General features: G+C 72.6%; 14 protein-coding genes. 7 read left to right on the plus strand and 7 right to left on the minus strand.

The genetic code is table 11. The annotated features are described in order from the left end of the window. The first annotated feature begins 44 nt into the window (after positions 1-44). The 4 genes from AC507J_RS18595 to AC507J_RS18610 all read left to right on the plus strand — a co-directional run bounded on the left by AC507J_RS18595 (position 45) and on the right by AC507J_RS18610 (position 5451). A complete protein-coding gene (locus AC507J_RS18595) occupies positions 45-812 on the plus strand; it encodes an enoyl-CoA hydratase/isomerase family protein (RefSeq protein WP_496290430.1) in 768 nt (255 codons plus the stop codon). A gap of 219 nt (positions 813-1031) precedes the next feature. Continuing rightward, the gene (locus AC507J_RS18600) at positions 1032-3008 is read left to right on the plus strand and encodes an ABC transporter ATP-binding protein (RefSeq protein WP_496290467.1); all 1977 of its coding nucleotides are present in this window, start codon (positions 1032-1034) and stop codon (positions 3006-3008) included. A 221-nt stretch (positions 3009-3229) separates the two neighbouring features. After that, on the plus strand, positions 3230-4084 hold the full coding sequence (locus AC507J_RS18605; protein WP_496290431.1) for a PadR family transcriptional regulator: 855 nt from the start codon (positions 3230-3232) through the stop codon (positions 4082-4084). A gap of 161 nt (positions 4085-4245) precedes the next feature. After that, complete coding sequence (locus AC507J_RS18610; RefSeq protein WP_496290432.1) at positions 4246-5451, plus strand: FAD-dependent oxidoreductase; 1206 nt, start codon at positions 4246-4248, stop codon at positions 5449-5451. Between the two features lie 22 nt (positions 5452-5473). Here the strand turns inward: AC507J_RS18610 and mug are convergent, their stop codons facing one another. The 6 genes from mug to AC507J_RS18640 form a co-directional block, all read right to left on the minus strand. After that, positions 5474-6124, minus strand: a complete 651-nt coding sequence (gene mug, locus AC507J_RS18615) for a G/U mismatch-specific DNA glycosylase (protein ID WP_496290433.1) — start codon at positions 6122-6124, stop codon at positions 5474-5476. After that, complete coding sequence (locus tag AC507J_RS18620) at positions 6121-6882, minus strand: SDR family oxidoreductase (RefSeq protein ID WP_496290434.1); 762 nt, start codon at positions 6880-6882, stop codon at positions 6121-6123. The genes mug and AC507J_RS18620 overlap by 4 nt, the downstream gene beginning before the upstream one ends. 99 nt (positions 6883-6981) lie before the next feature. Beyond that, positions 6982-7386: an SCO6045 C-terminal-like domain-containing protein gene (locus AC507J_RS18625; protein WP_496290435.1), complete on the minus strand. Its 405-nt coding sequence runs from the start codon at positions 7384-7386 to the stop codon at positions 6982-6984. Further along, on the minus strand, positions 7383-8201 hold the full coding sequence (locus tag AC507J_RS18630) for an MbnB/TglH/ChrH family RiPP precursor modification enzyme (protein WP_496290468.1): 819 nt from the start codon (positions 8199-8201) through the stop codon (positions 7383-7385). Before AC507J_RS18630 ends, AC507J_RS18625 begins: the two co-directional genes overlap by 4 nt. After that, complete coding sequence (locus AC507J_RS18635; protein WP_496290436.1) at positions 8198-9121, minus strand: TIGR04222 domain-containing membrane protein; 924 nt, start codon at positions 9119-9121, stop codon at positions 8198-8200. Before AC507J_RS18635 ends, AC507J_RS18630 begins: the two co-directional genes overlap by 4 nt. A gap of 92 nt (positions 9122-9213) precedes the next feature. Further along, positions 9214-9786: a TetR/AcrR family transcriptional regulator gene (locus tag AC507J_RS18640; protein WP_496290437.1), complete on the minus strand. Its 573-nt coding sequence runs from the start codon at positions 9784-9786 to the stop codon at positions 9214-9216. Positions 9787-9944: 158 nt separating this feature from the next. On the opposite strand from AC507J_RS18640, the gene AC507J_RS18645 reads away from it, so the two are divergent. After that, positions 9945-10589, plus strand: coding sequence for an HAD family hydrolase (locus AC507J_RS18645; RefSeq protein ID WP_496290438.1), 645 nt, complete (start codon positions 9945-9947; stop codon positions 10587-10589). Between the two features lie 234 nt (positions 10590-10823). Further along, positions 10824-11759 carry a serine protein kinase RIO gene (locus AC507J_RS18650; protein WP_496290439.1) on the plus strand — a complete coding sequence of 312 codons (936 nt, stop codon included), beginning with the start codon at positions 10824-10826 and terminating at the stop codon, positions 11757-11759. 51 nt (positions 11760-11810) lie between these two features. On the opposite strand, the gene AC507J_RS18655 is transcribed toward AC507J_RS18650, so the two are convergent. Next, positions 11811-12059 carry a DUF2630 family protein gene (locus AC507J_RS18655; RefSeq protein WP_496290440.1) on the minus strand — a complete coding sequence of 83 codons (249 nt, stop codon included), beginning with the start codon at positions 12057-12059 and terminating at the stop codon, positions 11811-11813. Positions 12060-12562: 503 nt separating this feature from the next. On the opposite strand from AC507J_RS18655, the gene AC507J_RS18660 reads away from it, so the two are divergent. Further along, on the plus strand, positions 12563-13900 hold the full coding sequence (locus tag AC507J_RS18660) for a cytochrome P450 (protein ID WP_496290469.1): 1338 nt from the start codon (positions 12563-12565) through the stop codon (positions 13898-13900). Positions 13901-13933: the final 33 nt, after the last annotated feature.

Below are 13933 nucleotides of genomic sequence, written 5' to 3' on the forward strand. Positions count from 1 at the left end.
CGCCCGCCAGCGTTGCCCACCACACCCGTGACCCGGGCCGCCCGGTGACCGCCGAGGCGACCGGGGTCCGGCTGGAATGCGACGGGCCGGTAGCCACCGTCACCCTGTGCCGGCCCGACGTGCTCAATGCGCAGACACCGGCGATGTGGCGCGCAATGAGCGACTTTTCCCGCCGCCTGCCCGGAGACGTACGCGTCGTGATCGTCAAGGGCGAGGGGCGGGCCTTCTCCGCCGGCCTGGACCTGTCGGTCGCGGGCGCCACCGGCCCGGGTTCCTTCGCCGAGCTCGCCGCGCTGCCCGAAGCGGAGTGCGCCGACCTGATCGCCGAACTTCAGGGCGGGTTCACCTGGCTGCACCGGCCGGACGTCATCTCGATCGCCGCCGTGCGGGGGCACGCCATCGGCGCCGGTTTTCAGCTGGCGCTCGCCTGTGACCTGCGGGTGCTGGCCCAGGACGCGAAGCTCGCCATGGCCGAGGTGACCCTCGGCCTGGTGCCGGACCTGGCCGGCACCAAGCGCCTGGTGGAGCTGGTCGGCTACGCCCGGGCGCTGGAGATCTGCGCCACCGGCCGGCGGATGGACGCCGCCGAGGCGGACCGCATCGGCCTGGCCACCCTGGTCGTACCGGAAAGTGAGCTGGACGACGCGGTGCGCGATCTCGCTGCGGGGCTGCTCGCCAACAACCGGGACGCCGTCGTGGAGATCAAGGCGCTGCTGGCGGGCGCTTCCGGGCGTACCCATGCCGAGCAGCAGCGGGCCGAGCGGGAGGCGCAGACGCGCCGCCTGCGCGATCTCGCCGGGCGCGGGGAGTAGGGCGGCAGCGACGCGGCCCGGTTCGGCGCCGGAGGCCGGGCGCCGATCGGCGTGACGCAAGAGATCGGCGTGGCGCAAGAGATCGGCGTGGCGCGGGAAGATTTGTAAGGACCGTTCGGGAAGATTTCGGTTACTCGCGAGGTTGTCGTAGCCATCGGGAGAATTGACCCGAGGGCCGGTCCATGGCCTCGTGACCCGGAGGTGACAGTGTCCAACCACATGACCGCCGGCGGCATGGGCGGTTGGAGCATGCTCCGGTCGATGCGCAGCAGCGACGAGGTCTCCAGCTACCGGTTGAAGCGCGGTGTCGGCCGCCGCATCGTGGCGTTCGCCCGGCCCTACCGCCGCGACATCGTCATCTTCCTGATCACGGTGGTCGTCGCCGCGGTGATCGGCGTGGCCACCCCGCTGCTCGCCGGTGACGTCATCGACGCGATCACCCGCGGCGGCCCCGAGGCCGGCGCGCTGGTGATCCGGCTGGCCCTGTTCATCGCCGCGCTCGCGGTCGCCGACGCCCTGCTCTCGCTCGCCCAACGGTGGTATTCGGCGCGCATCGGCGAGGGCATCATCCTCGATCTGCGTACCCGGGTCTACGACCACGTGCAGCGGATGCCGCTGCAGTTCTTCACCCGTACCCAGACCGGTGCGCTTGTCAGCCGGCTCAACAACGACGTGCTGGGCGCCCAGCGGGCGTTCACCTCGACGCTCTCCGGCGTGGTCAGCAACGTGATCCAACTGGTGCTCACCGCCGCGGTGATGCTCACCCTCTCCTGGCAGATCACCGCGCTGTCGCTGGTGCTGCTGCCGGTGTTCATCATCCCGGCCCGGCGGGTGGGCCGGCGGCTGGCCGAGATCACCCGCGAGTCGTACAACCTCGACGCCAAGATGAACGCGACAATGACCGAGCGGTTCGGGGTCGCCGGTGCGTTGCTGGTGAAACTCTTCGGCCGACCGGACGCGGAGGCCGCCCGGTTCGCCGCCCGCGCCGAGCGGGTACGCGACATCGGCATCACCTCCGCGATGTACTCGCGGACGTTCTTCGTGGCGATGCTGCTGGTGGCCTCGTTGGCGCAGGCGCTCACCTATGGGCTGGGCGGCTGGCTGGCGGTGACCGGCGACGTCAGCGCCGGGACCGTGGTCACCCTGGCCCTGCTGCTCACCCGGCTCTACGGTCCGCTCACCGCGTTGAGCAACGTACGGGTCGACGTGATGAGCGCGCTTGTCTCGTTCGACCGGGTCTTCGAGGTGCTCGACCTGGAGCCGGCGATCAAGGAGCGGCCCGACGCGGTGCCGGTGCCCCGGAACGCCGGCACGGTGGAGTTCCGCGACGTCCGCTTCCGCTACCCCAGCGCCGCCGAGATCTCGCTCGCGTCGCTGGAGGAGGTCGCCGCCCTGGACCGTACGGTGAACGAACCGGTGCTCAAGGGCGTCTCCTTCAAGGTCGAGTCGGGGCAGATGGTGGCGCTTGTCGGCCCCTCAGGTGCCGGCAAGTCGACGCTGTCCATGCTGATCTCGCGCATCTACGACGTGACCGACGGCCAGGTGCTTGTCGGCGGGGTGGACGTGCGGGACGCCACCCTGGAGTCGCTGCGCGACGAGATCGGCGTGGTCACCCAGGACTCCCACCTGTTCCACGAGAGCATCGCGGAGAACCTGCGCTACGCCAAGCCGGACGCCACCGACGACGAGTTGTGGGCGGCGCTCGCCGGTGCGCAGGTCGCCGACCTGGTCCGGTCGCTGCCCGACGGGCTGGAGACCGCCGTCGGCGAGCGCGGCTACCGCTTCTCCGGCGGCGAGAAACAGCGCATCGCCATCGCCCGGCTGCTGCTCAAGGCGCCGTCGATCGTCATCCTCGACGAGGCGACCGCGCACCTCGACTCGGAGAGTGAGGCGGCGGTGCAGCGGGCGCTGGCGGTGGCGCTGACCGGGCGTACCGCACTGGTGATCGCGCACCGGTTGTCCACCGTCCGGGACGCCGACCAGATCCTCGTCCTCGACGAGGGGCGGATCGTCGAGCGGGGCCGCCACGAGGAACTGGTCGCCGTCGGCGGCCTCTACGCCGAGCTGTACCGCACCCAGTTCGCGGTGGCCGACTCGCCGTCGCCGTACGCCGACGCGACCATGCCGGAACCGGTGATCATCCCGACCCGCGAGTACGTCGCCGACGAGGCGCTGCCGCCCGCCGCCGCCAACTGAGGCTGCTGCCCGCCGCCGTTAGCTGAGGCTGCTGCCCGCTGCCGTTAGCTGAGGCTGCTGCCCGCCGCCGTTAGCTGAGGCTGCCGCCCGCCGATCGTGTTGAGCCCGAGGTCGTCAACATCGGCGGCGCCGCCTGCCGCGACCCGGTCGAGCGGGCCGCCACGAGTTGTTCGCACGCCGTATACTCGTTCGCGAGTAATCGGAGGCGAGGATGGTGTCGGGTGGCCAGGCGACGCAAGGTCAACAATCTGATGGCGCTGGCCGTGCTCTCCGTGCTGGCGCATCGCCCGATGCACCCCTACGAGATCGCCACAGCGCTGCGCGGCTGGGGCAAGGATCAGGACATGCCGATCAAGTGGGGCTCGCTCTACACGGTGGTCGGCAACCTGGACCGGCACGGTTTCATCGCGGCGGTGCAGAGCGTGCGCGCCGGCCGTCGCCCGGAACGCACGGTGTACCGGATCACCGACGCCGGTCGGGCCGAGCTGGTCGACTGGGCTCGTGAGCTGCTCGCCACCCCGATGGCCGAGTACCCACGGTTCCGCGCCGGGCTGTCGGTCCTGGCCGCGCTGCACCCGGACGAGGCCGTCGAGTTGCTGCGGCAGCGGCTGGAGCAGGTGGACGGCAACGTCGCCGCGGCCCGTGCCGCGCTGGCCGAGCACGCCCGCGACGTGCCCCGGCTCTTCCTCATCGAGTCCGAGTACGACCTGGCGCTGCGCGAGGCCGAGGCGACCTGGATCCGCACCGTCCTCGCCGAGTTCGACTCGGGTACCTTCCCCGGCCTCGACCAGTGGCGGGCATTCCACGACACCGGCGAACTCCCGGCCGAACTGGCCGCCCTCGCGGACCGCACCAGCACCGCGGAGGCGGCCGATCCGCAGCCGGTCAGCGCGTCGGGACTGACGGCCCGCCCGCAGCCGGCCAGCGCACCGGAAGAGAGCAGCGCGCCGGCGAGGAGCAGCACACCGGAAGAGAGCAGCACGCCGGAAGAGAGCAGCGCGCCGGAAGAGAGCAGCGCGCCGGCGAGGAGCAGCACACCGGAAAGGAGCGGCGGCAGCGGCGAACCATCCGAATGACGACCCGGCCCCGGCGCGGTGGGCCAACACCACGCCGGGGCCACTTCCTCAGCACCGCACCTGGGCAGGCGCTCGGCACGAGGCGGCAACCAACGAGCATAGCCGGGTTCCCTCCCAGGGCGGTTCGTCATGCATTGAACTGATTCCCTGGGAGGGAAGCAATGACCGACGTACGCACAGCGATCATCATCGGTGGGGGCATCGCCGGCCCGGTCGCGGCGCTCGCGCTGCACCGGGCGGGCATCGCGGCGACCGTGTACGAGGCGTATCCGAGCATCGCCGACGGCATCGGCGGCACGCTGGCGCTGGCGCCCAACGGGGTGGCGGCCCTGCGGATCGTGGGCGCCGACCAACCGGTGACCGAGATCGCCACGCCGATCGACCGTACCGTGCTGGCGATCGGCGCCAACCGCATCGCGCTACCCGCCCTGACCGATGTCCCGCCGCTGCGGGTGGTGCACCGCAACGCCCTGCACCGGGTCCTGCACCAGCGGGCGGTCGCCGAGGGCGTCTCCATCGCGTACGGCAAGCGGTTGGTCGCCGCGCGGCAGACCGGCGGCGGGGTGACCGCTGAGTTCAGCGACGGCAGCACGGCCCACGCCGACATCCTCATCGGTGCCGACGGGGTGCACTCCACCGTGCGCGCGCTGATCGACCCGGACGCGCCGGGGCCGCGCTACACCGGCGTGCTCGGGATCGAGTCGGTCGCGCAGCACGCGGTCGAGGTGGCCCCGGGCACGATGACCTTCAGCTTCGGTCGGCGCGGCTACTACCTGTACTGGCCGGAGCCGGGCGGCGGCACCCGGTGGGGCGCCAACCTGCCGCAGGACCGGCCGATGAGCCTGGCCGAGGCGAGGACGGTACGCCCCGACGAATGGCTGCACCGGCTGCGGGCCGTCTACGGCGACGACGATCCCGGGGCCGCGCTGATCCGGACCAGCGATCCGGACGAGTTGCGGGTCTCCGGATCGCTGCACATCATGCCCCCGGTGCCGCGCTGGCACCGGGGCCGGATGGTGCTGGTCGGCGACGCGGTGCACGCACCGTCCAACAGCTCCGGGCAGGGCGCGTCGCTGGCCGTGGAGAGCGCCGTGCAACTCGCCCGCTGCCTGCGCGACCTGCCGGACGTACCGGCGGCCTTCGCCGCGTACGAGCGGCTGCGCCGGAGCCGGGTGGAGGGCGTCGCCGCCCGCGCGGCCCGGATCAACCAGGCCAAGGCACCGGGACCGATCGGACGGGTGGTCATGCCGGTGATGATGCGGATGCTGATGAAGATCGCGATGCGCCCGGAGAAGATGCTCGGCCCCGAGCAGCGCTACACGATCGACTGGGCGACGTCGGCCGCGACGGAGCGACCACCCGCCTGACCCGGTCGCGACGGATCGACCGTCACTCCCGCAGGGTCGCCTCGCGCAGCTCGGCGAAGGCTGCGCCGAGGCTCTGCGGCGTGTAGTGCGCGTTCAGGCCGCTGGGGTTGGGCAACACCCAGAGCCGGGCGTCGGCCAGCAACTCCGGCTGCGGGCCGAAGGCCGCCTTCGGCCGGGCGAACCCGATCCGGTACGCGGTCACCCCGACCACCGCCACCCAGCGCGGCCGGTACCGGGCCACCTTGGCGGTAAGCGCCTGCGCACCGGTGACCAGTTCGGCGGCGGTCAGCTCGTCGGCGCGGGCGCTGGCCCGGGCGACCAGGTTGGTGATGCCGAGCCCGAGCGCGGGCAACTCGTCCTGCTCGCTGGGGTGCAGCACGCGTGCGGTGAACCCGCCCCGGTGCAGGGCCGGCCAGAACCGGTTGCCGGGGCGGGCGAAGTGCCAGCCGGTGGCGGCCGACCAGAGGCCCGGGTTGATCCCGACGAAGAGCACGTCCAGCCCGGTGGCGATGACGTCGGGCAGGGTCCGGTCAGCAGCTGCGGCCAGCTCCTCGCGGCTGGGGCGGGGGTTTGGCCGGCGGGGCGTGGCGGGGTTGCCGGGCCGGGGGTTCGGCCGGTGGGGCGTACCGGGGCGGCTGCCCCGCCGGTCGCCGCCGCCCGGGCCGGTCGTCACAGGCCGCGCAGCGCGCCGCCGTCGACCGGGATGGTCACCCCGGTGAGGTAGCTCGCCGCAGGGGAGAGGACGAAGGCTGCCACCCGTCCGAACTCGGCCGGATCGCCGATGCGGCGCAGCGGGATGCCCGTCTCCGCCTCGGCCTGAGCCCGTGCGGGGTCGCCGCTGGCCGCGAAGAGTTCCCGGTTGCGGTCGGTCATGATCCGTCCCGGTAGCAGCCCGACCACCCGTACGCCACGGGGGCCGTACTCGTCGGCGACGTCCTTCGCGACGCCTGCCAGGCCGGGACGCAGCCCGTTGGAGATGCCCAGCCCGGGCACCGGGCTGCGCGTCGAGGTGGAGAGCACAAGTGCGATCGCGCCGCCGTCGGGCAGCGCGGTGGCCACCGTGCGGACCGCGCGTACGCTGCCCAGGAAGACGGTCTCGAAGGACCGCCGCCACTGTTCGTCGTCGACCGAGGCGGCGCTGCCCGGCGGTGGCCCGCCCACCGAGACCAGCGCGCCGTCGAGCCGGCCGAAATGGCGTCGGGCGGCGGCGACCAGCAGTTCCGGTGTGGCCGGGTCGGCCAGGTCGGCGGTGAGGCCGATCGCCCGTTCCGGCCCGCCGAGACCGGCCACGGCGGCGGCAACCGCGTCGTCCCGCCGGGCGGAGAGGACCACCCGGGCCCCGTCGGCCACCAGGCACTTCGCGGTGGCGTAACCGAGGCCGCGGGAGGCGCCGGTGAGTACGTACACCCGGTCGGTCAGTCCGAGATCCATGCCATCGATCTTGCCGCACCGGTTCCGTCGCGGCATCCTCGCACCTTGGCGGCTGACCGGCGGTCTTGTTAAGAAGGGGCCCTTGCTCTACCGCAGGCGTTAAAAGGGGGCCCTTCCTTGCCACCAGCGGCGGCGGCGTGGCGGGTTCGTACCGTCGTAGCGGAGGTCCGCCTCCCGGGCGGCCAGTTCCCGGGCGCCCAGCGGCGGTAGCGTGCCGCGGTCGCGCAGCGTGCGGGCCAGGTCCCAGCCGTCGCGCAGCCCGCCACGGGTGGGCCGGTCCGCCGCCCACTCGGCGAAGGTCGCGGACCAGCGGGGCCCGAGGCCGGCGGCGAGTAGCGGCCAGTGCCGGGCTACCTCGCTGGCGCGTTTGCGCAGCAGGGCGGCGCGGGCAGCGGCGAGCGGGGCGGGCGCGAAACCTGGTGGGGGTGGTGCGCCGGTCACCAACGCCGCCACCAGCTGGGCCTGCCGCTCGGCCAGTCCGTCGGGCGCGTCGGCGGCGGTCATGTCACCACCGGGAAGCCGGCGGCGTGGGCCACGGCGTCCAACTCGGCGCGCAGGTCGGCGGCGGGCGGGTAGTGCCCGTCCCGCTCCAGCAGCACCGCCGGAGGCTGGTGCCGGGAGCAGAGTTCGGCGAGCAGGTCCAGCACCTGCTGCGGGACCTGATCGGTGTGCGTGTCGTGGTAGAAGCCGTCGCGTTCGGCACCCCCGGCGACGTGCAGGTACGCGATCCGCTCCAACGGCAGGGCGGCCAGCAGCGCGAGCGGGTCGGTGCCCCGGTTGCGGGCGTTGGCGTGCACGTTGGCGATGTCGAGCAGCAGCAGCGCGCCGGTGCGGTCCAGGATCTCGCCGAGGAACGCGGCCTCGTCGAGTTCGTCGTCCGGCCAGTCGAAGAGCGCCGCGATCGGCTCAAGCGCGATCGGTACCGGCAGCTCCGCCTGCGCCCGCGCGACGTTGGCGCAGATCACGTCGACGGCCTCCCGGGTGCGCGGCAGCGGCAGCAGGTGTCCCGCCTCCAGGCCACCGGCGCGGACGAAGGCGATGTGCTCGCTGACCAGCGGGGCCGCGACGAGTTCGGCGACGGCCGCCAGGTGGGCCACCCGGGCCGGTTCGACCGGCTCCGCGCCACCGAGGGAGAGCCGCACGCCGTGCGGTACGACGGCCACGCCGCGCTCCCGCAGCTCGGTCAGCCCGTCCGGCGGCGGACCGGCCGCCGGCACCGCTTCGGCGATCACCTCGACGAAGCGCAGCCCGGGCAGCTCGGCGATGAACCCGGCGATCTCCGGCCGCCAGCCGATGCCCACCCCGTCCAGGCCGGTCAGCCGCCGCATCCGCCACCCCCGCAGCCGCCACCTCCGCCACCGCCACAGCCACCACCTCCGCCATCGCCACCGCTGCTTCCGCAGCCACCGGTGGTGCCGCCGGAGGAGCCTCCGGCGTCCTTCGCCCGGAGCTGGATGTCGGCCTGCTCGGCGAAGGCGGGATCCATCGTCCAGAACGACGCGGTGCCGTAGAGCGCCATCGCGGTGGCCACCCCGGTGGCACCGTAGACGGCGTACGCCGGGTTCGACGCCGGGGCCAGGTGGCGGTGGCGGGTGCGCAGCGTGCGGAGTGCGGTGTTGGCGGCCGAGGTCCGCCAGGGCACCCGGACGAGCAGCACCGTGGTGAGCACCGCGAGCCCGCAGACGACGAGCACCAGGTACCCGACCGGGCGGCCGTTGGCCAGCCCCGCGCCGATCCGGACGATGCCGAGCAGCAGCAACGCGCCCAGCAGCAGCGGGCCGATTCGCAGAGCCGCCCGCCGGGTCGGGCCGACCAGCAGGCCGTGCCGGTCCAGCCCGTCGCGCAGCTCGGTCAGGGCGCGCTCGACCCACTCGGTACGCCGCAGGTCGCGGCCGTGGACGCCCTGCGCCGCCGCGTAGTGGATGGCCCGGTCGAGCTGGCTGGCGGCGGGCGGAAGCGGCCCGTCGACGGTCAGCCGGCGGTCCGCGCCCACCCCGATCACGCCCTGGCTGCGCAGGGTCCCGAGCGAGGTCCAGACCGCGAGCTCCGCCCGGCCGTTGAGGTAGGCGACCTGCTGCGGGTTGAGCTGGTCGGGCGGGGGTGCCGCCCGGCCCGCCAGCAGGGCCCGGCGGTGGATCAGTACGCCGGCCGTGAGCACCACGGCCACCGTCAGGTAGAACGTGAGGAAGATGCTGCTGGGGATGCCCCAGGTGTCGAAGTCTGCCGCGAGCCCCGTCATGGCCTGCTCCTGTCGCGCGGAGGGGAAACGCGGCTTCATTGTGGAGCGCGGACGCCACGGAAGCTCGTCCCGGTGGCCCAGTTATCGCGCCGTTACCTCCGTCGCACGGCCTCCTCGACCAGATCGAGCACCGGGCCCAGGTCGCCGGCCGGGCGGCCCATGGCCAGGTGCAGCACCAGGCCGTCGTAGGCGAGTTCGAGGAAGCGGGCCAGCACGTCGATCGGTACGTCCTCGCGCAGCACCCCGGCCTCGCGCTGGCGGGCCAGCCGATCCCGGGTCGCCTCGGCGATGGCCGCCGAGCGTTCGGCCCAGCGCTTGGCGAAGGCCGGGTCGGTACGCAGCCGCCGCGACACCTCCAGTTGGCTGCCGAGCCAGCCGGTGGTGTCCGGGGAGACCGCCCGGGCGAGCAGGTCGCGCATCACCTGGACCAGACCGTTGCGGGCGACGGTCTCCACCATCACCGCCGCGTCGTCCTCGGCCACCGCCAGGAAGAGCGAGTCCTTGTCCCGGAAGTGGTGGAAGATCGCCCCCCGGGACAATCCGGTCGCCTCCTCCAGGCGCCGTACGGTGGCGCCCTCGTAACCGTGCCGGGCGAAGCAGGCCCGGGCGGCGGCGAGGATTTCCTGCCGGCGGGCGTCGAGCTGGTCCTGACTTACTCTGGGCACGTCACGATCGTCTCAGCTCACCCGGGGTGACGCAAACCGTACGTACGGCTTGGAAATGTGGGCGGGTCGGGACTCCTCGGCCGCCCGGTGACGGATCGAACCGAACGCGTAACACCCGGACCTGTCGGGCGGGTACCCGATTCCCGTAAGGTGCCCGAGTGCCGCTGCTCCTGCTGGATCTGGACAACACCCTGCTCGACCGGGCCGGGCCGTTCCGTACCTGGGCAGTGCGCTTCCTCGACAGCATCGGCGCACCGCCGGACGACATCGACTGGTTGCTCTCGATCGACGCCGACGGGCTGACCGACCGCTGGGACGTCGCGGACGCCATCCGGGACCGGTACCGGCTCCGGATCCCCTCCATCGACCTGGTCGAGGAGCTGCACGACGGGGTGGCCGAGTTCACCCGGCTGGACCCGCTGGTCGCCTGCGCGTTGCGGATCGCCGACGACGCCGGTTGGATGCCGGTGGTGGTGACCAACGGCGCGGTGCGCCAGCAGGACACCAAGATCCGTCGCACCGGGTTGGACCGGTACGTCGCCGACTGGGTGATCTCCGAGGAGGCCGGGGTCAGTAAGCCAAATCCCCGAATCTTCGCCCTGGCGGCCCAGCGGGCCCGGATGCCGCTGCGCGGCGCCTGGGTGATCGGCGACGGGCCGGAGGCCGACATCGGCGGCGCGACCGCGGTCGGCCTGCCAAGCATCTGGCTGCACCGGGGTCGGCCGTGGACCGACGCCCGGTTCGCACCCACCGCGACGGTGGACACGGTGATCGCCGCTATCGCCACGATCATGGGCGCCTGACCGGGCGACCGCGCCGCACCACAACCGGAGCGGGGCCGGCGGCGGGGAAGCGTCGGCGCAGGTCGGGGTGCCGCAAAACCGGTTGACCCGGGTTCCCGAGCACGACGAGCATGGTCCGCACGCACCGTGCGTTCCGGGCGTGCGCCCGGTCGGGGAGAGGGGGTCGGTCATGGCCGTCTTCGCAGGTCAACTCCTGCCTTCAACCACCTTCTCGACCAAGGGACGACCAGCGCGATGCGCGATCAAGATTCTCCGGCGTGGGAACGCCGGGGCCGCGGCCGACGCCGCTTCGACGACGACGAACCACACTTCCTGAAGCGGGGGCGGCCGGCCGACGCCGCTGCGGCGCACCCCGACGACGAACCCGACCCTGATCCGGGCCCGGCCTGGTCCTCCTGGGACGACGCCGTGCACGGCCCGCAGCCGCATCCGGACTGGCTGGTCACCGAGCTGGCCGCGCGGGACACCGAACTCGGGGTGCTCAAGACCGGCAAGGAAGCGGACGTGCACCTGGTCCGCCGGGCCGTCCCCGATACGGACCGGTCCTGCCTGCTTGCGGCGAAGCGCTACCGCGATCCCCGGCACCGGCTCTTCCATCGTGATGCCGGCTACCTGGAGGGGCGGCGGGTCCGCCGGTCCCGGGAGATGCGGGCGATGACCGGCCGGACCGCGTTCGGCCGGCAGATGATCGCCGGCCAGTGGGCGGCGGCGGAGTTCGGTGCGTTGGCCCGGCTCTGGGAGATCGGCGAGCGGTACGGCACGATCAGCGTCCCGTATCCGGTGCAGTTGCGGGGCACCGAGCTGATGCTGGAGTTCCTCGGCGATCCCGACGAGGGACACGCCGCGCCCCGACTGGCCGAACTGCGGCCGGATCCGGACGAGCTACGCGGGCTCTGGGGGCAGCTGGTCGACGCCCTGGTGGTGCTGGCCCGGGCGGGCTACGCGCACGGTGACCTGTCGCCGTACAACCTGCTGGTGCCCGCCGGACGACTGGTGCTGATCGACCTGCCGCAGGTGGTCGACGTGGTGGCGAACCCGCAGGGGCGCGACTTCCTGGCCCGGGACGTCCGGATCGTGGCCAACTGGTTCACAGCTCGCGGCCTGCCGCCGAGCCTCGCGGACCCGACCGCGCTGACCGAGCTGCTCTCTCGGGAGGCGGGCCTGCGCTGATGGCGGGCTCCGGGCGGGGGTGAACCCGGCCCGGAGCCCGCTCGGGCGTACTCACTGGAGGTAGCGCTCGACCTCCGGCACCGGTCGAGCGCCCTGCGCGTCGGGATCGCCGTGGGCCTGGCGGGCGGCGCGGCGGCGACGCAGCAGGTCCCAGCACTGATCCAGGGATTCCTCCAGCTCGCGCAACCGGGTACGGGCCTCGTCGTCGGTGCCGGACTCGTTGGCCTGGGCCGTCGCACGCAGCTGGTGTTCCTCGTCGACCAGATCAGAGATCCGGCTCAGGATGGTCTTGTCGTCCATGCCTCTGAGCCTGGCACAGCGAGGCAGGGCGCGCCCGGAATCCTCGCGGCGAACCTGTCCGGGCTGCCTGGGCGCTGCCTGGTGGGGCCGCCCGGGCGCTTCGCCGACCGGTCTCGCCACCGGCGAATGGCGAAGATCACCAACGCCGTACAGCCTGTCGTGCCGGCTGCGGGGCGGTACCCGGTGGGCCGGCTCACCGCCCACCGGCCGGCCTCCGGCACTCGGCGCTTGACCAGGAGAAACACGGCATTGGCCGGTGATTCCGGCCGGCTGTGGCGGGCCTGGTGTGGTGCGGATGGGTTAACTGAGTAGGTCAGCTCCGTTGTCGACAGTGGGAATGTCGACCATGAAGATTTCTCGCCACGCGACTAGTTTGGACTGCCATCGCAATGTCATGCTCATTGCGACCATAGCAATTCAAAGAGTGAGGTCCCCTACCCCTGGGACCCCGGTAGGTGGGAGTCGGCCACGACATGTCCGTCCAAACCAGACGAGTGGGATCGATACCTCTGCGACATGTGGTGCCGAGTCTGCTGCGCGAGCCGGCGCGGGCCCTGGTCGGGTTCGGTGAGCGAAGCGGCGGCGACGTTGTCCGGCTGAACCTCGGCTCGTTCCGCCCCTACCTCATCACCCACCCCGAGCATCTCCAGCGCGTGCTCCGCGAGAAGTCGAACAACTACGTCCGGGCCGGCGACGGTCTACAGTGGCGCCCGCTGAAGCGGTTGTTCGGCGACGGCATCCTCAGCGACGGCGAGCACTGGACGAACAGCCGGCACATCCTCCAGCCGCTGTTCACGGCCCGACGCATCGACGGGCTGGTCGACCGCCTCGCCGTGGCGATCGAGGAGGCCATCGACGAGTTGGAGGAGCCGGCGCGGACCGGCCAGCCGGTGGACATGGGCAACGTGCAGGCCCAGATCGTCTGCTCCGCGATCATGCGGGTCTTCTTCGCCAACAAGATCACTGTGCCGGACGCGATGCGGATCATGGAGGCGCAGGACGCCATCGCCTGGTCGGTGATGCCCCGGATCATCGTGCCGTGGGCGCCGACCGCCGCACCGATGCCCGGCGACCGGGCGTTCCGGCGCGCCGTACAGCTCATCGACGACCTGCTGTTGCCGACGATCCGGGCGGCGCGCGACACCGCCCACGACGGCGCCGACGACATCATCTCCACGCTGTGGCGCGGGCGCACCGAGGACGGCGGCCGGCTGGACGAGCGCCAGGTCCGCAACGACACGGTGGCGATGGTCGCCACCACCACCGAAACCACGATCAGCGTGCTCACCTGGCTCTGGCCGCACCTCGACCGGGATCCGGCGATCGCCGCCCGGTTGTACGAGGAACTCGACCGCGTGGTCGGCGACCAGCCGGTACGCCACCAGCACCTGCGCGAGCTGCGCTACACCCGGCAGGTGCTCGACGAACTGCTGCGGCTCTACCCGATCGGCTGGCTCTTTCCCCGGATGGCGGTCGAAGAGGACGTCATCGGCGGGGTTCGCATCCCGGCGGGCGCCACCCTGGTGGTCAGCCCGCTGATCACCCAGCGGATGTCGATGTTCTGGGACCGGCCCGAGGTCTTCGACCCCGACCGGTTCAGCCCGGAGCTGGTCCGCACCCGCCCCCGGTACGCGCACTTCCCGTTCGGTGGTGGCCCGCACCAGTGCCTCGGGATGCACCTGTTCTACCTGGAGGCGACGCTGATCGTGGCCACCCTGCTGAGCCGGTTCCGGTTCCGGCTACGTCGACCGAGCGTTCCGGGCATCAAGGTGGCGGCTGCGTTGCGCCCACTCGAACGGGTCGAGGCGACCCTGCACCGGGCGCCGGGTGCCGCCGCGTGACCGCCCGGACCGAGACGCCGGACGCCGGCGTCG

The sequence above is a fragment of the Micromonospora sp. PRAS1 genome (assembly GCF_059553435.1).